Origin of the sequence: Shimia sp. SK013 (assembly GCF_001292625.1) — a bacterium.
GTDB lineage: Bacteria > Pseudomonadota > Alphaproteobacteria > Rhodobacterales > Rhodobacteraceae > Shimia.
In genome coordinates this window covers 388632-410225 of the sequence record NZ_LAJH01000012.1, presented here as the reverse complement: position 1 = coordinate 410225, position 21594 = coordinate 388632, and the positions used below count along the sequence as shown (strand labels likewise).

General features: G+C 57.3%; 23 protein-coding genes. 12 read left to right on the top strand and 11 right to left on the bottom strand.

Annotation, left to right across the window (positions count from 1 at the left end; genetic code table 11):
• Window positions 1-2: 2 nt before the first annotated feature.
• From sdhA to SHIM_RS11655, 8 genes are all read right to left on the bottom strand, one after another.
• Complete coding sequence (gene sdhA / locus SHIM_RS11690; RefSeq protein ID WP_054002814.1) at window positions 3-1808, bottom strand: succinate dehydrogenase flavoprotein subunit; 1806 nt, start codon at window positions 1806-1808, stop codon at window positions 3-5.
• Between the two features lie 11 nt (window positions 1809-1819).
• Window positions 1820-2191, bottom strand: a complete 372-nt coding sequence (sdhD, locus tag SHIM_RS11685; protein ID WP_054002813.1) for a succinate dehydrogenase, hydrophobic membrane anchor protein — start codon at window positions 2189-2191, stop codon at window positions 1820-1822.
• Between the two features lie 11 nt (window positions 2192-2202).
• Complete coding sequence (gene sdhC, locus SHIM_RS11680; protein WP_054002960.1) at window positions 2203-2586, bottom strand: succinate dehydrogenase, cytochrome b556 subunit; 384 nt, start codon at window positions 2584-2586, stop codon at window positions 2203-2205.
• A 264-nt stretch (window positions 2587-2850) separates the two neighbouring features.
• Window positions 2851-3510 (bottom strand): DUF1194 domain-containing protein, encoded by a 660-nt coding sequence (locus SHIM_RS11675; RefSeq protein WP_054002812.1) that lies wholly within the window; start codon window positions 3508-3510, stop codon window positions 2851-2853.
• A 54-nt stretch (window positions 3511-3564) separates the two neighbouring features.
• On the bottom strand, window positions 3565-4596 hold the full coding sequence (locus SHIM_RS11670; RefSeq protein WP_054002811.1) for a MaoC family dehydratase: 1032 nt from the start codon (window positions 4594-4596) through the stop codon (window positions 3565-3567).
• Entirely contained in the window at window positions 4596-4799 is a 204-nt protein-coding gene (locus tag SHIM_RS11665) for a DUF1737 domain-containing protein (RefSeq protein WP_054002810.1), read from the bottom strand. The genes SHIM_RS11670 and SHIM_RS11665 overlap by 1 nt, the downstream gene beginning before the upstream one ends.
• Before the next feature lie 4 nt (window positions 4800-4803).
• The gene (locus SHIM_RS11660; RefSeq protein ID WP_054002809.1) at window positions 4804-5355 is read right to left on the bottom strand and encodes an NnrU family protein; all 552 of its coding nucleotides are present in this window, start codon (window positions 5353-5355) and stop codon (window positions 4804-4806) included.
• A gap of 39 nt (window positions 5356-5394) precedes the next feature.
• The gene (locus SHIM_RS11655; RefSeq protein ID WP_054002808.1) at window positions 5395-6249 is read right to left on the bottom strand and encodes an HpcH/HpaI aldolase/citrate lyase family protein; all 855 of its coding nucleotides are present in this window, start codon (window positions 6247-6249) and stop codon (window positions 5395-5397) included.
• Window positions 6250-6476: 227 nt separating this feature from the next.
• Here SHIM_RS11655 and SHIM_RS11650 point away from each other — a divergent pair, with 227 nt between their 5' ends.
• Entirely contained in the window at window positions 6477-6788 is a 312-nt protein-coding gene (locus SHIM_RS11650) for a hypothetical protein (protein WP_054002807.1), read from the top strand.
• Here the strand turns inward: SHIM_RS11650 and SHIM_RS11645 are convergent.
• Complete coding sequence (locus tag SHIM_RS11645; RefSeq protein ID WP_054002806.1) at window positions 6785-7525, bottom strand: sulfite exporter TauE/SafE family protein; 741 nt, start codon at window positions 7523-7525, stop codon at window positions 6785-6787. The genes SHIM_RS11650 and SHIM_RS11645 overlap by 4 nt on opposite strands.
• A gap of 49 nt (window positions 7526-7574) precedes the next feature.
• On the bottom strand, window positions 7575-7778 hold the full coding sequence (locus tag SHIM_RS11640; protein WP_054002805.1) for a hypothetical protein: 204 nt from the start codon (window positions 7776-7778) through the stop codon (window positions 7575-7577).
• A 212-nt stretch (window positions 7779-7990) separates the two neighbouring features.
• Between SHIM_RS11640 and mdh the strand changes: the two genes are divergently transcribed.
• From mdh to SHIM_RS11585, 11 genes are all read left to right on the top strand, one after another.
• Window positions 7991-8953: a malate dehydrogenase gene (gene mdh / locus SHIM_RS11635; protein WP_054002804.1), complete on the top strand. Its 963-nt coding sequence runs from the start codon at window positions 7991-7993 to the stop codon at window positions 8951-8953.
• Between the two features lie 118 nt (window positions 8954-9071).
• Complete coding sequence (locus SHIM_RS11630; RefSeq protein ID WP_054002803.1) at window positions 9072-9863, top strand: sulfotransferase family protein; 792 nt, start codon at window positions 9072-9074, stop codon at window positions 9861-9863.
• Window positions 9864-10098: 235 nt separating this feature from the next.
• Entirely contained in the window at window positions 10099-11295 is a 1197-nt protein-coding gene (sucC, locus tag SHIM_RS11625; protein WP_054002802.1) for an ADP-forming succinate--CoA ligase subunit beta, read from the top strand.
• A 4-nt stretch (window positions 11296-11299) separates the two neighbouring features.
• Window positions 11300-11692, top strand: a complete 393-nt coding sequence (locus SHIM_RS11620) for a hypothetical protein (protein WP_054002801.1) — start codon at window positions 11300-11302, stop codon at window positions 11690-11692.
• A gap of 37 nt (window positions 11693-11729) precedes the next feature.
• A complete protein-coding gene (gene sucD, locus SHIM_RS11615; protein ID WP_054002800.1) occupies window positions 11730-12611 on the top strand; it encodes a succinate--CoA ligase subunit alpha in 882 nt (293 codons plus the stop codon).
• 89 nt (window positions 12612-12700) lie between these two features.
• Window positions 12701-13276 carry a DUF805 domain-containing protein gene (locus SHIM_RS11610; protein WP_054002799.1) on the top strand — a complete coding sequence of 192 codons (576 nt, stop codon included), beginning with the start codon at window positions 12701-12703 and terminating at the stop codon, window positions 13274-13276.
• Window positions 13273-16233: a 2-oxoglutarate dehydrogenase E1 component gene (locus tag SHIM_RS11605; RefSeq protein ID WP_054002798.1), complete on the top strand. Its 2961-nt coding sequence runs from the start codon at window positions 13273-13275 to the stop codon at window positions 16231-16233. The genes SHIM_RS11610 and SHIM_RS11605 overlap by 4 nt, the downstream gene beginning before the upstream one ends.
• A gap of 3 nt (window positions 16234-16236) precedes the next feature.
• Complete coding sequence (odhB, locus tag SHIM_RS11600) at window positions 16237-17724, top strand: 2-oxoglutarate dehydrogenase complex dihydrolipoyllysine-residue succinyltransferase (RefSeq protein ID WP_054002797.1); 1488 nt, start codon at window positions 16237-16239, stop codon at window positions 17722-17724.
• Window positions 17725-17805: 81 nt separating this feature from the next.
• Window positions 17806-18141 (top strand): hypothetical protein, encoded by a 336-nt coding sequence (locus tag SHIM_RS11595; RefSeq protein WP_152926529.1) that lies wholly within the window; start codon window positions 17806-17808, stop codon window positions 18139-18141.
• A gap of 209 nt (window positions 18142-18350) precedes the next feature.
• Complete coding sequence (lpdA, locus tag SHIM_RS11590; RefSeq protein WP_054002795.1) at window positions 18351-19748, top strand: dihydrolipoyl dehydrogenase; 1398 nt, start codon at window positions 18351-18353, stop codon at window positions 19746-19748.
• Between the two features lie 163 nt (window positions 19749-19911).
• Window positions 19912-20415, top strand: a complete 504-nt coding sequence (locus tag SHIM_RS11585; RefSeq protein ID WP_054002794.1) for a hypothetical protein — start codon at window positions 19912-19914, stop codon at window positions 20413-20415.
• A gap of 51 nt (window positions 20416-20466) precedes the next feature.
• Here SHIM_RS11585 and SHIM_RS11580 read toward each other — a convergent pair whose 3' ends face one another.
• Window positions 20467-21465, bottom strand: coding sequence for a sterol desaturase family protein (locus SHIM_RS11580; RefSeq protein WP_054002793.1), 999 nt, complete (start codon window positions 21463-21465; stop codon window positions 20467-20469).
• Between the last annotated feature and the right edge of the window lie 129 nt (window positions 21466-21594).

Genomic DNA, 21594 nt, shown 5'->3' with positions numbered 1-21594 from the left:
CCTTAGAACGTCCGCGCTTTGGGCGCGATTTTCTTGAGGCTGATGCCACCTTCGGTTTCTGTCGTCAGCGGATCTTCGATCACCGGACGATAGCTCAGGTCAACCGCGTTGCCATCGATCCGGCTGATGGTGTGCACCCGCCAGTTTTCGTCGTCCCGCGTGGAATAATCCTCATGCGCATGCGCGCCGCGGCTTTCTTTGCGGGCTTCGGCACCGTGGATGGTGGCCAAAGCGTTTGGCATCAAGTTGGTCAGCTCCAATGTTTCCATCAGGTCGCTGTTCCAGACAAGCGACGTATCCGTAACGTGCAGGTCGTCGATCTTGGCCGCAATCGCGGTCATTTTCTCAACGCCCTCTTTGAGAGTTTTGTCGGTCCGGAACACAGCCGCATCCGCCTGCATGGTATGCTGCATCTCAAGACGCAGTTCCGCAGTTGGCGCGCCACCCTTGGCGTTGCGCAACCCGTCAAGGCGATCAAACGCTTTATCAACCGAAGCTTGGTTCAGCACAGGGTTGGGCGCATCCGCATCCACAACCTTGCCAGCACGAATGGCCGACGCGCGGCCAAACACCACAAGGTCAATCAACGAGTTCGACCCCAGGCGGTTCGCACCATGCACCGACGCACAGCCTGCTTCGCCCACCGCCATCAGACCCGGCACAACCGCCGTCGGATCATCAGCGGTCGGGTTCAGCACCTCGCCCCAATAGTTGGTTGGAATGCCGCCCATGTTATAGTGCACAGTTGGCAAAACCGGGATCGGCTCTTTGGTCACATCCACACCTGCAAACACTTTCGCGCTTTCCGAGATACCCGGCAAACGCTCTGCCAGAGCTTCGGCGGGCAAGTGGTTGAGGTTCAGGAAAATATGGTCGCCATTGTCGCCCACACCGCGGCCTTCGCGGATCTCCATTGTCATCGACCGCGATACGTAATCGCGTGGCGCGAGGTCTTTATACTGGGGCGCATAACGCTCCATGAACCGCTCGCCTTCGGAGTTAGTCAGATAGCCACCCTCGCCGCGGGCGCCCTCGGTGATCAAACAGCCGGAACCGTAAATGCCGGTCGGGTGGAATTGCACGAATTCCATATCCTGCATCGGCAAGCCCGCACGGGCCACCATACCGCCGCCATCACCCGTACAGGTGTGCGCCGAAGTGGCCGAGAAATACGCACGGCCATAGCCACCCGTCGCCAACACCACCATTTTGGCGTTGAATACGTGCATGGTGCCGTCGTCCAGTTTCCAGCAGACCACACCCTGACACTGTCCATCCTCGGACATGATCAGGTCGATCGCGAAATACTCGATATAGAACTCAGCGTTGTTTTTGACCGACTGGCCATAAAGCGTGTGCAGGATCGCGTGACCCGTCCGGTCCGCTGCTGCACAGGTGCGCTGCACCGCAGGGCCTTCGCCAAATTCGGTGGTGTGACCACCAAACGGACGCTGGTAAATCTTGCCTTCTTCAGTCCGCGAGAACGGCACGCCGTAGTGCTCAAGCTCGTAAACCGCCTTGGGCGCTTCACGGGCGAGGTATTCCATCGCATCCGTGTCGCCCAGCCAGTCAGAGCCTTTGACGGTGTCATACATATGCCACTGCCAGCTGTCCGGTCCCATGTTGCCAAGCGAGGCGGCGATACCCCCCTGCGCGGCAACCGTGTGGGAACGGGTTGGGAAAACCTTGGTCACGCAAGCGGTGCGCAGGCCCTGTTCGGCCATGCCGAGCGTGGCGCGCAAACCGGCACCGCCAGCCCCCACCACGACAACGTCATAGTCATGTGTTTCGTATTCGTACTCAGCCATGTCTCAAATCCTCAAAGCGCGATTTTCGCCAGCGCAAACAAGCCGGCGGCGGTCAGGCCGTATGTCAAGATGATCACCAGCATCACCAGCGCCTTGCGGGTGGACTTGCGGGTGTAATCTTCAATCATCATCTGCGCGCCCTTGCGAAAGTGCGCGAGGCCAAAGACCAGAACCAGACCCGACAGGATCGCAGGGAATGGGCGGCTCAGAACGGCGATGACGTGCTCATACGGCGCGCCCAACAGCGAGCCAAACATAAAGATAAACGCCGGCACGATGAACGCGAGGCCCACGGCGCTGACTTGCATATACCAGTGATGCTCGGTGCCGGCGTGTGCGGCGCCACGCCCTTCGGCACGCTTGCGGTCGGTCAGAAAACGCATGATCAGCCTCCTCAGACGATAATGATTGTCAGAACGGTCAGAACAACCGATCCGATGATACAGGCCCAGCCGAGCTTTTCTGCGGTCGGGATATCAAGCCCGCGACCCGCATCAAAAATCAGGTGACGCAGACCGGCGAGGTAGTGATACCACAGCCCCAGCGCCGACAAGGCAAAGATCACGTCGCCCAGCAGGCTTGTGGCAAACCCGTCAGCGACGGCAAAATGCTCCGGTCCTGCCGCAGCAGCCAAAAGCCACCAGACGATGATGAAAGTGGTGACGATCAGTGCATTGCCCGTGATCCTTGTCAGGATCGACGCCATCGACGTCAGCTGCGGGCGATAGATCGTCAGGTGAGGTGAAAGCGGGCGCTCGACCCTTTTCGCGTCAGCCATGTTGAATCCTTTCAGGTTCCCTTGCCACTTTACTAACGTTTTTTCGCGGGCTGTCACCTTTTTCGCCCGCAAAAACCCGCGCTTTTTTGGCACAGTTTGCGCTTTATTTGACCTTTGTGATCACACGGAATAATTCGTGATCACAAAAATCAATTCCAATTGTTTCTGTCGGATTAACCCGAGGGAAATCCGCCTAATTCCAACTTAGAATATCGCGAATCCACGCAGTCGGAAACTGTTTGCGCTCACACTTCAGCACTTTTATCAGGGTTTTCCCGCAAACTGCTCCGCCACTTCGCGGATCAGCTTTTGCCGGATACGCGCAGGGTAATCGTCAAACCCGTTTGCCGTCACCACGAATGCCCCCGAGCCTGTGATCACATTTTCCCAGAAGTAACCGGTCAGGTCGGTGTCATCAGTCTCGATCACCAAAGCGTTCACCGTCACAGCCATCCCGGCCAAACGCGCGCGCCCTTGTGCTGGCTCAATCCCTTCGTTGGACACACCGTCGCCTGATACATCGATGACCTTGCGCCGACACGTCGGCGCCTGATCCATCAAGTCCGCGCCACGCCACAATGCGTCGCCAATCGCCGTGGAATACTTGGACCAGGCCCTCGGCATAGCCTCAACGGCTTGCGCCAAAGCTTCCGCTTCATCCGCTGTGCGCACCCGTGTCCACCCCACAGACACCTGCTGTCGCCGCGTTCCGGTCCACTGCATCAACGCCACGGCCGCCTCGGCCTTGATCAAGGCTTCAACCACGATGCCGTCCCGCAATCCCGCGGCCAACCCGTCCATCTGCACGCGATACTCACCTGCGTCCACGCTGCCCGACACATCCACAGCCAGCAATAGCGCGATGTCACAGGCAGCAGAAGGTGCTGCTCCCAGAGCCCAAAATGCAAAAATGCGGCCAATCATGACCGCATTCTATGCACAGTTTCTCACCTGCGCTGTCACTTTGATGTGTGCGACCTACATCGGAATCAGCGCCCAATAGTCCAAATCCAACAAAACATCCGGCAGGTATTTCCCGTCATCGCCTTTCAGCGCAAATGGCGCGCCACCTTTGGTCGCCACAAGCCTCAGCCGGATCGCACCAACACCTGGCGCTGAGGTTTCGGCCTTGTCCAACACCTCAGACCACGCTTTGACCGTCAGGCCGGAAAACGCCGGATTGGCATGCGCGCCGCCGTTCAGACCCACAATCATCTGCGCGTTTGCCAAGCCGTTGAACGACAAAGCCCGCGCGAGCGAAATGATGTGCCCGCCATAAATCAGCCGCTGCCCATCAGGACGGAACGTGGCATCGAAATGCACTTTGGCAGTGTTCTGCCAAAGGCGCGTTGCCAACATATGTTCGGCTTCTTCAAGCGTCACACCGTCAACGTGGTCGATGGTTTCGCCAACCTTATAGTCGCCCCAGCGATGTGCCTCGCCGGATTGGGTGAAATCGTAACCCGAGAAATCCAACCCTTCAGGGATTACCAAATCCGCGGGGTCAATCACTTTGGACAACTCTGGCACAACGGTCTCTGGCGCTGGTGCATCCACATCGCGTTTGCGCACCATGACCCAGCGCACATATTCCATCACAACCTCGTCGCGCTGGTTCATGCCGCGTGTGCGCACATAAACCACGCCGGTTTTGCCGTTGGAGTTCTGTTTCAGACCAATCACTTCACTTGAGCTGCGCAGAGTGTCGCCCGCATAAACCGGCTTCAGCCACCGCCCCTCAGCATAGCCAAGATTTGCCACCGCATTCAGCGACACATCCGGTACCGTTTTGCCAAAGACCACGTGAAACGCCGCCAAATCGTCCAACGGCGACTGCGGCAGGCCAGACGCCCGCGCAAACTCGTCGCTGGAATACAGCGCATGCCGCGCCGGATAGAGCGCATGATAAAGCGCGCGTTCACCTGCACCGACGGTGCGTGGCACCGCATGCTCGATCACCTGACCCAGCGAATAGTCTTCAAAAAACCGGCCCGGATTGGTCTTGGCCATTAGTGTTCTCCCAGTTTGGTCTCCGGGGCGTAGGTACCGTCCACCTCTTTCACCACGGACTGGCCACAACGCATCACGCCGGTTTTGTGGCAAAAGGTTTGGGTCGGAGAGCCATACAGCTCCCACCCCTTGTTAAGTGCGTCTGTCACCTTGTGACAGAACGCAGATGTGTCCTCCTCAGAGAGAAAGCGGTATAGTTTCATACCGTTACGCTCCAAATGGGGATGGGCCAACCAGCCCGTGAATGAAACCGATCACCACCAAAAGGATGATCGAAGCGACCAAGAACATGCCGTCCTTTGCGATTGAGCCGGTTTCGGTTGGTTGCCACGGTCCTTCGGCTTTGTTGATCACGACCATCTCAAGGATCGCCCAGACCAGCAGCCCGCCAAACAGCACCACCGACGGCATGTCGGGATTAACCCAGATATGCGCAACCGCCCAAAGCGCAAAACCAACCAGCATCGGATGGCGCATGTTGTTAAGCAGCTTACCTTTGCGTGGCGCAGGGCTCATCATAAAGATCGCGATCAGCACGACGAGGTTGTTGATATGTTTAGCAAAACTTGGCGTCGACCACAGCGTGTCCGTCACCTCTGCCGCCCGATACCCAAGCACCATCAGTACGATCGACACCACAAGCGCCAGCGCAACAACGCCTTTGCCTTTGTCTCCCATCGGCTCCCGTACACCGGGCATCGCGCGTTTAAAGAAGTGGGCACCGGCCCACAGAAGTACTCCCAAAACCAATAAAGTCATCTCGCTCCCTCGCTGGATTAGTTGGTTATGGGACCAGAGTTACCCTTCTAGCGCGGCAATTGCATCCGCCTTCGCCAAAATTTCACGGGCCGTGACAACATGCAGGTTCTCAACAATCTTGCCGTCCACGACGGCGACGCCCTGTCCGCTTGCTTCAACGTCCTCAAACGCGGCAATCTGACGGTTGGCGAGGTCAATCTCAGCTTCGCTTGGCGCAAAGGCTGCATTGGCCACGTCGACCTGTGCCGGATGAATGAGCGTCTTGCCGTCAAAACCCATATCGCGGCCCTGATCACATTCAACCTTCAACCCGTCGGCATCTTTGAACGCGTTATATACACCGTCCACAATCACAATGCCTTCGGCCTTGGCTGCCAACAGGCACAGCCCCAATCCAGCCATCATTGGCAGGCGATCAGCGCGAAAACGGGTCTGCAATTCTTTGGCCAAGTCATTGGTTCCCATGACAAAGCCTGTGAGCTGCGGATAGGCCGCTATCTCTGCCGCATTAAGCATGCCACGCGGCGTTTCCATCATCGCCCAGATCGGTTTGTCGCCAATCAGCGCGGCTAGCGCATCCAACTGTTTTGTACTTTCAACCTTGGGCAACAGCACAGCGTCGCAATCCATATCGGCAGCCGCTTTGGCATCCGCCTCACCCCATTGCGTGTCCAAACCGTTGATCCGCACAACTCGCATACGATCACCATAACCGCCCTGCTCAAGCGCCGCTGCCAACGTGGCACGGGCGTTGTCTTTCTCATCAGGCGACACGGCGTCTTCAAGATCAAAGATGATCGCATCCACCGGCAATCCGCGCGCCTTCTCCAGCGCCCGATCTTTGGATCCTGGAATATAAAGAACCGACCGAAACGGGCGTGTGCGCTGATCCATGAACTCTCTCCGTAATTTTGTTGCGCAGAATGGGGCATTTTTCTCAGATAAGTTCAAGATCAAAATTGCCGCATCGCAGAAAAATCGCAAATGACGCGCCGTTCCCTCGACCCGCCGCGCGGCGCATTAACCAATATTTCCACCTCGGCCCGCAAGATTTTCCCATCGCTTGCGCACACAGAGTCGGCCAACGGCCGTGCGCCAAGGACATTTGAAAGGACAGGCATATGAAACACTTCAAACTCAAAATGGCGATGGCCTTTGGTCTTTTGATCATGGCCGCCACGCATTCCGAGGCCCAAGAAAACTGCGCGGCGCGCGACACCGTTCTGGCTCATCTTGCCGAACGCTACGGCGAAACCCGCCAAGCGATTGGCATCGCTCAACAAGGCGCGGTGATCGAGGTCTTTGCCTCCGAAACTTCCGGTAGCTGGACAATTACGGTCACTTCGCCCAGCGGCGACACCTGCCTTGTGGCCAGCGGTCAGGCTTACGAAGACCTCGCCGAAGCGCTGCCATCACAAGACGACGGCGCCTAAGTCAGCGCGTCAAAAATCAGTTTCGCGCCGGTGAGCGTTAGCAACACATAAGTTACAGCAAAGAAGGCCCGCTCCGGCACCGCGTGGTGGGCCTTCACGCCGATGGCCGCGCCCACCAAAGCAAAAGGCGCCAGCATCAGATCAACCCAAAGCGTCTGCAACGAGAACGCGCCCAAAAAGGCGTAAGGCACAAATTTCGCAATGTTGATGACCCAAAACACCAGAACCGTGGTGGCTTGATAGGTGGTTTTTCCGAGACCGCGTGACAGCAAATAGACCGCAGCAGGCGGCCCGCCCGCGTGACTGACGAAACTGGTAAATCCGGCGACGCATCCCGCGACAAGCCCGCCCCACAATGGCACAATCCGCCGCGCGGTTACTCCGGTCCACATCTGCCAGGCCACAAACCCGACGGACACACCGCCAATTAACAGGCGCAGCACATCGTCATTGGCCACTGAAAACAGCCAGCCCCCTGCAACGACCCCGGGAATACCCCCAGCAATAAGCACCTTTGCGTCGGGCCAACTCCATTTGCCCCAAAAGGGCCGCAGCGTGACCAGATCGATCAGCATCAACAAAGGCAACATGATGCCCAGCGCGACTTTGGGCGGCATCACCAACGCCAAAAGCGCCGCCGATGCAAAGGCGGCGCCAGATCCGAATCCGGCTTTGGAAATTCCTGCAAAACTAACGGCCAACGCCGCTAGCGCAAACACTTGAAAAGAATCAATCATCCGTCACTCAGGCGCAACCCAGAAAGCCGCGCCATTGGAGGAGACAACATCACTTTTTCAAAAGTTTTTTGCGCTGTTCGTTATATTCTTTTTCGGTCAGCAACCCGCCAGCATAGGCTCTTTCAAGGTCTGCCAGTTCTTGCCCCAATGTCTGGGTCGATACCTCGTTGGTGGTATTGCCGCCATTGCCGCAAGCTGACAATGTCATCCCCGCAAGAGCCAGAACCATAAGCGTTTTTGCAGCAGAGTTCATATTCGTCTGTCCTCATTTTCCGGAATAAATTTCGCTCAACTTTATCCCTTGCCGAGACGACAATGCAAGCGAGCTCTGAAATCGAACATTTAAATTTGAATCGACGGCCCAAGGTGCGACGGGAAGCCTCGCTGCTCCTGCAAACCCTTGCGTCAACGCCAATTTCGCCTTAAGCCACCCGCGACAATTCAAACGGACCGGAGACTGATCCCATGGCACGACCCAAGATCGCCCTCATTGGCGCAGGTAACATCGGCGGCACGCTCGCTCACCTCGCCGCTCTCAAAGAACTCGGCGACGTAGTTCTCTTTGACATCGCAGACGGCCTGCCCCAGGGCAAAGCGCTCGACATCGCGGAATCCGGCCCCGTTGAGAAAATCGACGCCGCCATGTCCGGCACTTCGGACTACGCTGGTATCGCTGGCGCCGACGTCTGCATCGTGACCGCTGGTGTTGCGCGCAAACCCGGCATGAGCCGTGATGACCTTCTGGGCATCAACCTCAAGGTTATGAAATCCGTTGGCGAAGGCATCGCTGCCCACGCGCCGAACGCGTTTGTGATCTGCATCACCAATCCGCTGGACGCGATGGTTTGGGCTTTGCAGAAATTCTCCGGTCTGCCCGCACACATGGTTTGCGGCATGGCTGGCGTTCTTGACAGCGCGCGCTTCCGTCACTTCTTGGCAGAAGAATTCAACGTCTCCATGCGCGACGTGACAGCCTTCGTTCTGGGTGGCCACGGCGACACCATGGTGCCTTCGGTGCGTTATTCCACCGTTGCTGGTATCCCATTGCCTGACCTGATCGACATGGGTTGGACCACACAGGAAAAACTTGACGCCATGGTTCAGCGCACCCGTGACGGCGGCGCCGAAATCGTTGGCCTGCTGAAAACCGGCTCGGCGTTTTACGCACCTGCTGCTTCTGCAATCGAGATGGCCGAAGCCTTCCTCAAGGACCAAAAACGCGTTCTGCCTTGTGCCGCCTACTGTGACGGCGATCTGGGCGTGAAAGACATGTATGTGGGCGTGCCGACCGTGATCGGCGCCGGCGGCATCGAGAAAATCGTCAACATCAAGCTCAACAAAGAAGAGCAAGAGATGTTCGACGTTTCCGTTAAGGCCGTTCAGGGTCTTGTTGATGCGTGCAAAGGCATCGACGGCTCGCTTACATAAGCTACAGTTTATAAATAGCCGAAAAAGCCCGCCAGTACGGCGGGCTTTTTTAGTTGTACTACACACCTGCACATGCGCATCTTTCTGACACCGAAAAATTCAACAGGAACGCCAGGGCATGAATGGTCTTTTCCGCCCAATCGATACCACCAACGGCCTAAAGCTGCTTGGCGAACGCAATTCCGGCACCAATTTGTTGACCGGTCTGCTGACGCAAGTACCAAACCTCAAATTGTTCCCCTCAACACCTCTCTTGCGTCAGCGCGACATGCCTCTGTATCGTCGTCCTTGGACCGCGCCCCTCGTCTACAAAGCCGCGCATGAGGCTACACTGGATGACTGGCATCTTCGGGACCTGCCTCAAACTGGCGGCTGGAAACATGCGGCCCCCGATGCCGCATTCCTCAAGCAGTTTCTCGAAGAATTCACCCCCGCTGTTCTCATTATTTTGCGCCACCCAGCGGTCTGGCTTCGGTCTATGCACCGCAACCCGTTTCATGCCCTGAACCCCGTTCCGCGCGACTTTTCGAAATTCATCCGGCAGGAATGGCTTTGCGTCGGCCGTGACAGCCTTGAACGGCGCATTTTGCCAAATTTGCCCCACCTCCAAGCTGCAAAAGCAAATGCATATTCTAACCTTTTGTCCCAATATCCCAACAGCAGCTTGATCCGCTACGAAGATCTCGCAAGCGACCCGACCGGCACTCTTGCCAAGATTGGTGTTGCACTTCCGCCTCGAACCGAACTTCCCGGCAACGACGCCCGTGGCTTTGCCCGCCGCCAAAGCTCCGGAACCGACTACGCCGCTGCTGCGCGTCAGGCCCGGTTTGACCTTCTGTCGCCGGCCGATGCTGCCTTCACCCGCGAAGCCCAAGCGGATAGCCCTCTGTCGGCGATCTATCAAACCTAGAAGCAGCGGCTCGGCGTTTTGGCGATTCCGAATTGGGCCAAAAACTATCGAGCCCGACAGGCTTTGTTTACCAAGCGGAAACCAAGAAACCGCTGACTGCCCTACATTTGTGATCACACTTTTTTAGACTGTGATCACAAATCCAAAAAAATGCGCTAACATCGCAAAAATTGCTATATTATCCTTTGGAACCTGTGCCAAAACTCCTCTAATCGCAGCAAGATGGGACAGTTCCATGAACATCCACGAATATCAGGCGAAAGCCCTGCTTCGCTCCTACGGCGCCCCGGTGTCCGAAGGTCGCGTAGTTCTCAAAGCAGAAGACGCCAAATCCGCAGCTGGTGAACTTGACGGCCCACTTTGGGTTGTTAAGGCTCAAATCCACGCTGGTGGCCGCGGCAAAGGCTCCTTCAAAGAAGCCGACGCAGGCGAAAAGGGCGGTGTCCGCCTTGCCTTCTCGGTTGAAGAAGCCGCTGAAGAAGCCAAAAAGATGCTGGGCCGCACGCTTGTGACCCACCAGACCGGCGCGCCTGGCAAACAGGTCAACCGCATCTACATCGAAGATGGCTCAGACATTGAAAACGAACTCTACCTCGCTCTGCTGGTAGACCGCGCCACATCGCGCGTTTCGTTTGTCTGCTCCACCGAAGGCGGCATGGACATCGAAGAAGTGGCCGAAGCCACGCCTGAGAAAATCCTGTCCTTTTCCGTCGATCCGGCCACAGGCTACCAAGCCTACCACGGTCGCCGCATTGCATTCTCCCTCGGCCTCAAAGGCGCGCAGGTCAAACAATGTGTGAAACTGATGGGTCAGCTCTACCAAGCGTTCATCGAGCGTGACATGGAGATGCTGGAGATCAACCCGTTGATCGTTCTGGAAGGCTCCGGCGATCTGAAAGTGCTCGACGCCAAAGTCGCGTTTGACGGCAACGCCATGTACCGCCAGCCCGCCGTGGCTGAGTTGCGTGACGAAACCGAAGAAGACTCCAAAGAGCTTGAGGCCTCCAAGTATGACCTCAACTACATCGCTCTGGACGGTGAAATCGGCTGCATGGTGAACGGTGCTGGCCTCGCAATGGCCACCATGGACATCATCAAACTCTACGGTGCTGAACCTGCCAACTTCCTCGATGTCGGCGGCGGCGCCACCAAAGAGAAAGTCACCGAGGCGTTCAAGATCATCACCTCTGATCCAAACGTCAAAGGCATCCTCGTGAACATCTTCGGCGGCATCATGCGCTGTGACGTGATCGCAGAGGGCGTTGTCGCTGCTGTGAAAGAAGTCGGCCTGCAGGTGCCGCTGGTTGTACGTCTAGAAGGCACGAACGTTGAAGAAGGCAAAGCCATCATCAACAACTCCGGCCTTGACGTAATCGCGGCGGACAACCTGTCTGACGGTGCTGAAAAAATCGTGAAAGCGGTTAAGGGCTAAGGCTATGGGACCTGGAGAGTTAATCGCGGTTGTTATTTTTGCGGTGGTCGCTGTGGCTGTTATTCTTATGAAAGAACAAAAACTAAATGACCCCTCGCAAATGGACACGATTTTCGCTCACCAGATGCGAGACGTGTGTGGTTTAAAAACAGGACCAGTTTCCGCGACTCTCTTCAGGCAATCCGGCAATCTTTACCGAGACCTCGGCCTGTTTAACAGATGGGAAGATGCAGTAACTGAAATAGAAAAGTCTTTTCGACGCGCGAAAATTGACTCTGTTTACGTGCAAGAAAACACCTCAAACCGGTTTGAAGTTATCCGACTACATCATTCGCATCGCGGTCGCGCCGAAGGAAAAAAACTTGGCGGGGCGGTAATCGCCTCTGAAGTATCATGAGCGCCAATCTGCGCAAAACAAATCAGGAGAACGCCAAATGGCTATCCTCGTAGACGAAAACACCAAGGTCATCTGTCAGGGCTTCACCGGCTCTCAGGGCACCTTCCACTCTGAACAAGCCATCGCATATGGCACCAAAATGGTTGGCGGCGTCACACCCGGCAAAGGCGGCATCGACCACCTTGGCCTGCCCGTCTTCAACTCGGTGCACGAAGCCAAGGCGACAACCGAAGCCAACGCCTCTGTGATCTATGTGCCGCCCCCCTTCGCGGCAGACTCGATCCTCGAAGCGATTGACGCTGAAATGGAACTGATCATCTGCATCACCGAAGGCATTCCTGTGCTGGACATGATGAAGGTTGAGCGTGCCCTGCAAGGCAGCGCAAGCCGCCTGATCGGCCCCAACTGCCCCGGCGTGATCACGCCGGATGCGTGCAAAATCGGCATCATGCCCGGCCACATCCACAAACGTGGCTCGGTTGGTGTTGTGTCCCGCTCCGGCACCCTGACATATGAGGCCGTCAAACAGACAGCCGACATCGGTCTGGGCCAATCCACAGCTGTGGGCATCGGCGGTGACCCCATCAAAGGCACCGAACACATCGACATCCTCGACATGTTCCTTGACGACGAAGAAACCCAGTCGATCATCATGATCGGTGAAATCGGTGGCTCCGCAGAAGAAGAAGCGGCTGACTTCCTCGCCAACGAGCGCAAGAAAGGCCGTTGGAAACCAACTGCTGGCTTTATCGCTGGTCGCACGGCCCCTCCCGGCCGTCGCATGGGCCACGCTGGCGCAATTGTTGCCGGTGGCAAAGGTGGCGCAGATGACAAGATCGCCGCGATGAAAGAAGCTGGCATCGTGGTTGCCGACAGCCCCGCCGGTCTTGGCGAAGCTGTGCTCAAAGCGATCGGCTAAATGCCTGCCGTCCGGCATATCACCATTCGGCAGCGCCTGACCTGCAAAGGGTCAGGCGCCATCTGCTGGTGCCGGGAGGAAAACCTGTAATGACGCTGCTTCAAAACACTCTGCACTGTTTCAAAAACGCGCTGCATTTCTCAGGTCGCGCGCCGAAACGTGATTTCTGGCAGTTCATCTGGTTCATCGTATTGGGCATGGTGATCTGTATTATTGTTAACTCAATGATCAATGGTCCAATCGTCACGACAACTTACGCGCTTGGTCCCGACGGTCAACCGGCAGGCAACCCGCTTAAGACTACGACGCATTACAACAGCGGCCTGTTCGGCAACATTTTTGGACTTGCCTGCCTGTTGCCTTGGCTCGCGGTCTCATGGCGGCGGCTGCACGACATAGGCAAACCCGGCTACTTCGGTTTCTTGCCATGGCTGGCTTGGATTGCGCTGATTTTTGCCGTGACCGTCGCCCATACCGGCTTGACCGAGTTCATGACTCAAATGTCGGAAACAGGCCGCGTCAATGTCCCGACCACCGTGCCTGTCGGACTTACGGTGTTCTTCTCTTTCTTCGGTTTGGTGGGTCTCGTGATCTACTGGCTCACCCGACCCTCCCAACCCGGCCCCAACAAATACGGTCCCAACCCACATGAGGTGCCATCATGACCGACCAGTCGCCAAACGACATCTTCCACGCCTCCTCCTTCATGCAGGGGCACAATGCGGAATACCTCGAACAGATGTATGCCCGCTATGCTGCCGACCCCAATGCGGTCGACGCGGCTTGGCAAGAGTTCTTCCGCCAGCTTGGCGATGCGGAACTCGACGTCAAAGCCGAGGCCGCTGGCCCCAGCTGGGCGCGCGCCGACTGGCCGCCACAGCCTACGGACGATCTAACCCAGTCGCTGACCGGTGAATGGGTGGAACCTGTCGAAGCCAAGGCCGCTGGCAAAAAGATCAAAGAGAAAGCCGCCGAGAAAGGCGTCGAGGTCTCTGACGAGGCGATCAAACGCGCGGTGCTCGACAGCATCCGCGCGCTGATGATCATCCGCGCCTACCGTATTCGCGGTCATTTGGTTGCCGACCTTGATCCGCTAGGCATGCGCGATCAGACCCCGCATCCAGAGCTGGACCCGAAATCTTACGGCTTCACCGATGCCGACATGGATCGCCCGATCTTTATCGACAAGGTTCTCGGACTGGACATCGCCACGATGCGCCAGATCATGGACATCGTGAAGCGCACCTATTGCGGCACCTTCGCGCTGCAATACATGCACATCTCCAACCCCGAAGAAGCGGGCTGGCTGAAAGAACGCATCGAAGGCTACGACAAGGAAATCCGCTTCACCCGCGAGGGCCGCAAGGCGATCCTCAACAAGCTGGTCGAAGCCGAAGGGTTCGAGAAATTCCTTCATGTGAAATACATGGGCACCAAACGCTTTGGTCTGGACGGCGGCGAAAGCCTCATTCCGGCGATGGAGCAGGTGATAAAACGCGGCGGCAGCCTCGGTGTTGGCGAAATCGTCATCGGCATGCCCCACCGTGGCCGCCTGTCGGTGCTCGCCAACGTGATGGCCAAACCCTACCGTGCGATCTTCAACGAGTTTCAGGGCGGCAGCTTCAAACCCGAAGATGTCGACGGCTCGGGCGACGTGAAATACCACCTCGGCGCCAGCTCGGACCGCGAATTTGACGGCAACACCGTGCACCTGTCGCTGACCGCGAACCCCTCGCACCTTGAGGCGGTGAACCCTGTGGTGCTCGGCAAAGTGCGCGCCAAGCAAGATCAGCGCAACGACGACAGCCGCACCTCGGTCATGCCGATCCTGCTGCACGGCGATGCGGCCTTTGCCGGTCAGGGCGTTGTGGCAGAATGCTTCGCGCTCTCAGGCCTGCGTGGCCACAAAACCGGCGGCACCATGCACATCGTGGTGAACAACCAGATCGGCTTTACAACTGCGCCGCATTTCTCGCGCTCCTCGCCCTATCCAACCGACAACGCGCTGGTGGTCGAGGCGCCGATTTTCCATGTCAACGGTGACGACCCCGAGGCCGTGGTACACGCCGCCAAAGTCGCCACCGAGTTCCGCCAGAAGTTCGGCAAAGACGTGGTCATCGACATGTTCTGCTACCGCCGTTTTGGTCACAACGAGGGCGACGAGCCCATGTTCACCAACCCGGTGATGTACAAGAACATCAAAAAGCATAAGACCACGCTGACACTTTATACTGAACGCCTGGTCAAAGACGGCCTGATCCCCGAAGGCGAAATCGAGGACATGAAGGCGTCGTTCCAAGCGCACCTGAACGAAGAGTTCGAAGTCGGCAAAGATTTCAAACCCAACAAGGCCGATTGGCTGGACGGGCGGTGGTCGCATCTGGACAAACAGAAAGACGACTACGATCGCGGCCAGACTTCGATCAAACCCGAAACGCTGGCCGAAATCGGCACAGCGCTGTCAACTGTTCCCGAAGGCTTCCCGGTTCACAAAACCATCGGCCGCCTGCTGGGCACCCGTGGCAAGATGTTTGAAACCGGCACCGGATTTGACTGGGCAACCGCCGAGGCCATGGCCTTTGGCTCTCTGCTGGCCGAGGGCTATCCAGTACGCCTGTCAGGGCAGGACGCCACACGCGGAACCTTCTCTCAGCGTCACTCCGGCATCATCAACCAAGACACCGAAGAGCGTTACTACCCGCTCAACAACATCCGTCCTGGCCAAAGCCAATACGAAGTCATCGACAGCGCGCTGTCAGAATACGCCGTGCTTGGGTTTGAATACGGCTTCTCGCTGGCCGAACCCAACGCGCTGACATTGTGGGAAGCGCAGTTTGGTGACTTTGCCAACGGTGCACAGATCATGTTCGATCAGTTCATCAGCTCGGGTGAAAGCAAATGGCTGCGCATGTCGGGCCTGACGGTTCTGCTGCCGCACGGCTACGAAGGCCAAGGCCCCGAACACTCCTCGGCGCGTCTGGAACGCTTCTTGCAGATGTGTGGCGGCGACAACTGGATCGTGGCGAATTGCACCACACCCGCCAACTACTTCCACATCCTGCGCCGCCAGCTGCACCGCACCTTCCGCAAGCCGCTGGTCCTGATGACACCAAAGTCTCTTCTGCGCCACAAATTGGCGATCTCGGAGGCCGAGGACTTCGTTGATGGATCGTCTTTCCACCGCGTGCTGTGGGATGACGCCCAGAAAGGCCACTCCGACACCAAGTTGAAAAAAGACAAAGACATCAAACGGGTCGTGATGTGTTCGGGCAAAGTCTACTACGACCTGCTCGAAGAACGGGACGCACGCGGCACCGACGATGTCTACCTGATGCGGATTGAGCAATATTACCCGTTCCCGGCGCACTCGCTGATCAAGGAACTGGAACGCTTCAAAAACGCCGAGATGGTCTGGTGTCAGGAAGAGCCCAAGAACCAGGGTGCCTGGTCATTTATCGAACCCAACATCGAATGGGCCCTCACGCGCATCAAAGCCAAACACACCCGTCCGGTCTATGCTGGCCGCGTCGCTTCGGCGTCGCCTGCAACCGGTCTCGCAAGCCAACACAAAGCCCAACAAGCAGCGCTGGTGAATGCCGCGCTCTCCATGGAAGGAAACTGATCCATGACCGAAGTACGAGTCCCCACCCTTGGCGAAAGCGTCACCGAAGCCACCGTCGCCACATGGTTCAAAAAACCCGGAGATGCGGTTGCTGTCGACGAAATGCTCTGCGAGCTGGAAACCGACAAAGTGACCGTTGAAGTCCCCGCTTCCACCGCTGGCGTTTTGGGCGAGATCGTTGCCGCCGAAGGCGACACGGTGGGCGTCGATGCCTTGCTGGCTGTGATCAACGCAGGCGAAGGCGCCGCACCAGCTCCAGCCGCCGCAAAAGCCCCCGCCGCAGCCCCCGCAGCCTCCGGCGGCGACGCTGTTGACGTTATGGTGCCAACTCTTGGTGAATCCGTGACCGAAGCCACCGTTTCGACTTGGTTCAAAGCCGTCGGTGATACCGTCGCACAAGACGAAATGCTCTGTGAGCTGGAAACCGACAAAGTCTCCGTCGAAGTGCCCGCTCCTGCGGCTGGCGTGTTGTCCGAGATCGTCGCGCCCGAAGGCACCACGGTGGACGCCTCTGCCAAACTCGCCGTGATCGGCGGCGCCACCGCAAGCGCCGCCCCGGCTGCTGCACCTGCGGCCGCTGTGGCACTTGCGGCGTCCGCAGATGTCGAGAACGCACCTTCTGCCAACAAGATGATGGCGGAGAAAGGCATCGATGCAGCTGCTATCACCGGCACAGGCCGCGATGGCCGCATCATGAAAGAAGACGTGATGAAAGCCGCACTGGCCCCAGCCGCAGCCCCGGCACCTGCCGCCGCTGTGGCTCCCCGCGCACCGGTTTCTGCCGACGATGCGTCCCGCGAAGAGCGGGTGAAAATGACCCGTCTGCGTCAGACCATCGCCAAGCGTCTGAAAGAAAGCCAGAACACCGCCGCCATGCTGACCACCTACAACGAGGTCGACATGGGCGAGGTCATGGCGCTGCGCAACCAATACAAAGGCGAGTTTGAAAAGAAACACGGCGTGCGTCTGGGCTTTATGTCCTTCTTCACCAAGGCCTGCGTGCATGCGCTGAAAGAAGTGCCCGAGGTCAACGCCGAAATCGACGGCACAGACATCGTCTACAAAAACTTCGTACACATGGGTGTTGCTGCTGGCACGCCCACCGGTCTTGTGGTGCCAGTGATCCGCGATGCCGACAGCATGTCATTTGCCGAGATCGAAAAAGCGATCTCCGAGAAAGGCCGCCGCGCCCGCGACGGCAAACTCTCGATGGCCGAAATGCAGGGCGGCACGTTCACGCTGTCTAACGGCGGTGTCTATGGCTCGCTGATGTCCTCGCCGATCCTGAACCCGCCACAATCCGGCATCCTTGGCATGCACAAAATTCAGGACCGTCCAATGGCGATCAACGGCGAAGTTGTGATCCGCCCGATGATGTATCTGGCGCTCAGCTATGACCACCGCATTGTCGACGGCAAAGGCGCCGTGACCTTCCTCGTGCGCGTGAAAGAAGCGCTGGAAGATCCGCGTCGTTTGTTGATGGATCTGTGATCTGAGAGTGGCGTTTTGACTCAGGTCCAAATCAAGGCGATATCTTGGGCGGCTATACTTCTGGCCGCTCAAGTGTCTTGTTTGATCTGGACCGCCCTGTCCTCGGCTGAAGGGTGGCTGGCGCAAAACCTCATATTCACGGCCTTGCCTCTTTTGCCGCTGATAGCAATCACTCTGCTCTTCTTAATTAGGACGGCAAATGGCGCTACCTCTACGCTCAAAATCTCGTTTGCTTTCTTCGCCGTCGCGGTCGCTGGACCGCTGTATACGGTCCTCATTCTCGTTCTTGAGCGAGGACAACTTGCCAACATTGGGTCTTTCCTTATCGGGCTCAACCTTCTGTCATTCCTGTTTTTGGCAATTCACCTGCACATCCATCGCGGTCTCGCGGCGCAATTTGCGGTGCAGGAAGAATGAACCATTTCCGTTCAAATCTCCGACGGCGCCCGACCGCAGGGTGGGCGAGAAGCGCCCGCCCGTTGGGGGCGGTTGGGCGCTGCGCGGCACAGCCGCGCGGGTCACACTCAGCCACGAAACCGCAAGAATTCGACACCACCGCAAAACCGACGTAATACCGACGCAATGCAGACCCCAGATTTCGCGTCTTCAATCAAAGGAAATGACCCATGTCCCAATATGACGTCATCATTATCGGCGCTGGCCCCGGCGGCTATGTATCCGCAATCCGCTGCGCCCAACTGGGCCTCAAGACGGCCATCGTCGAAGGCCGCGACACGCTCGGCGGCACCTGCCTCAACATCGGCTGTATCCCGTCCAAGGCGCTCTTGCACGCGACCCACATGCTGCACGAAGCGGAGCACAACTTTGCGTCTATGGGCCTGAAGGGCAAAACCCAGTCGGTCGACTGGAACCAGATGAAATCCTACAAGCAGGACGTGGTCAGCCAGAACACATCCGGCGTCGATTTCCTGATGAAAAAGAACAAGATCACCGTGCTCAAAGGCTGGGCGTCTATCCCTGCCGCCGGTCAGGTCAAAGTGGGCGATGACGTCCACGCAACCAAGAACATCGTGATTGCCTCGGGCTCCGTGCCGTCATCTCTGCCCGGCGTTGAGGTCGACAACGACAAAGGCATCGTCGTGGACAGCACCGGCGCGCTGGAACTGCCCAAAGTGCCCAAGAAGATGGCCGTGATCGGCGCGGGCGTAATCGGCCTCGAGCTTGGCTCGGTCTACGCGCGTCTTGGCACTGACGTAACGGTCGTGGAATACATGGATGCCATCACGCCGGGTATGGACGCTGACGTGCAGCGCACCTTCAAGCGTATCCTTGAAAAACAAGGCCTTAAGTTCGTTATGGGCGCGGCAGTGTCTGGTGTTGAAACCACCAAAACCAAGGCCAAAGTCAAATACGCCACCAAGAAAGCGCCGGACACCGAAGAGGTTCTGGACGCAGACGTTGTGCTGGTTGCCACAGGCCGCAAACCGTATGCCGAGGGCCTTGGCCTTGACGCATTGGGTGTGAAACTGACCGAGCGCGGCCAGATCGCCACGGACGCCAAATGGGCCACGAACGTGCCCGGCATCTACGCCATCGGCGACGTGATTGAAGGGCCGATGTTGGCCCACAAAGCCGAAGACGAAGGCATGGCAGTGGCCGAAGTTCTCGCAGGCAAACATGGCCACGTGAACTACGGCGTGATCCCCGGAGTGGTCTACACCACGCCTGAGGTGGCCACTGTCGGCGCCACCGAAGCAACCCTGAAAGCCGAAGGTCGCAAGATCAAAGTCGGCAAGTTCATGTTCATGGGCAACGGCCGCGCCAAAGCTGTGCACCAGGGCGAAGGCTTTGTGAAACTGATCGTGGACAAAGAAACTGACCGTATTCTTGGCGCCGCGATCATTGGCCCCGGCGCTGGTGATCTGATCCACGAGATCTGCGTCGGCATGGAATTTGGCGCATCGGCGCAGGACATTGCCCTGACCTGCCACGCCCACCCAACGTTCTCCGAGGCCGTACGCGAAGCGGCACTGGCCTGTGGTGACGGCGCAATCCACAGCTGACCCAGTCGGTATATTCTTGAAAAGGCGGGTCATTTTGGCCCGCCTTTCTTTTTTCACGATCCCGCCTCAGCCAACACACAGAGCCCTGCCAGTTTGTCGCAAATGCTTGGTCCCAGTTCTCCGGCTTCCGGTCGCAGGACACATTCATCAATTGGAGGCATCTATGCGCGCGTTCGGACTGTTTTTGTTGACAATTTTCTTTGCCGTCACCGGTCCAACACAGGCCCTGGCTCAGAACACCCCTACTTTTGGGACCTCCAAATCCCTGACATTTGTGGATAAAACCGGCCTGACCGACATGAACGGTGCCGCCTTGGATCTGTGTCATCTGGCCCAAGGTCGCAGCCTCTTGGGACAGGGAGTTTGGGTGACCTCCAAAGGCTATGTGCTTGCCCCAAATGAGTGTCTTTCCGACGACTACTTTACACTCACCGGTCTTCAGCTTTTGCAGGCTCAAAACGAAGGCGATATCGCAGCCGAGGTGCCCGTAACGCCCGACATGAACGAAGCGCAAATGATCGACCGCGCACGTGGATACAGCTTATTGGCCCTTATCGGCGGCGTCTTCGCTTTGCTGGGGATGGTCGCCTTCGTCATTCTTCGTCGCCGAGCAGCGGTACGCCGCTATTACGCGACCCTTTCGGCTGAAGAAGAAGCCGTCGCCTGACCCACGACAATCATCAACGGCCTGGCCCCGCGAAGCCCTCGGGCTAGGCTCTTACTCTGCTGGAGTGCGCGGTTTCTTCTGCGCGCCCCCCCGCTTAAGCCTGCGGCCAGCCTTGGCAAACGGCATCGCATAAAGCTTCCAGACGCTGTCCATCTCCATCGACTTCATACCCAGCACACCAAATTTCACATCCCGATTGTCTTCGGGCATGGTGTAGGTGCCAAAAATCACGTCCCACATCGGAAACATAAACGCGAAATTCTTGTCGCAATGATCGGGATGGCAGCTGTGGTGCACGTGGTGATGCGCCGGCGACGGAAAGACTTTGGACCAGTTTCCCGGCCAGCGCAGCCAGATGTGGCTGTGCCGCAGATTGTAGGCCAATATATTGAAGAAAAACATCAAAACCGGAACGCCGATGATCGTGATCTTGCTTGGCAACACACCAATCAAGTTATACGTGACACCTGTGATCACCCCATACCCGACGCCAATCGCCAGCAAGTAAAACAGGTTGTCGACTGGATGCTCACGGTAGTTGGACAGTGGATGCATCACCTCCGCAGAATGGTGCACCTTGTGAAATTCCCACAGGATCGGAACCTTATGCTGTAAAAAGTGCACGATATAACCAATCAAATCGCCCACCAAAACAGTGACAAACATATAGATCAGCACAATGCCCAGCCCCACGCCGCCATCAACCGTGGCCGGCAGTTGGGTCAGATGCGAACCGGTGACCCCCTTAAAAACATAAGTTAGCGCCGCCGCCGGAACGCCCAACAGCAGGAAATGCCCAATCAATTTGTGAAAGAAGAAGTATCGCACATCCAGCCAGGCTGACGGATGGCTCCAGACCGACTTGGGAAACAGAAACCCCAGAAATGATGCGGCCTCCGATTTCTTCGCCTTGCGCGCGGCAAGGTAAACCCCAAAGGCGAAGATCATCGACGTCGCCAGATACAGCACAAAAATCCGCTGTTTTGGGTTAAAAATCGACCCCAAGAAACCCCGGACATAGTCCAGATAATTCGCAAAAAAATCCTGCACGGCTGCTATACCTCTTTGTCGGATGTGGATCTTATGCCCACATTTTGTTTTCAAAGAGCTTAAGTCATTACCGCGCACAGGTCACGAACTGGCTGATTGTTTTTTCCTGCGTCCAAACAATTGCGCGTC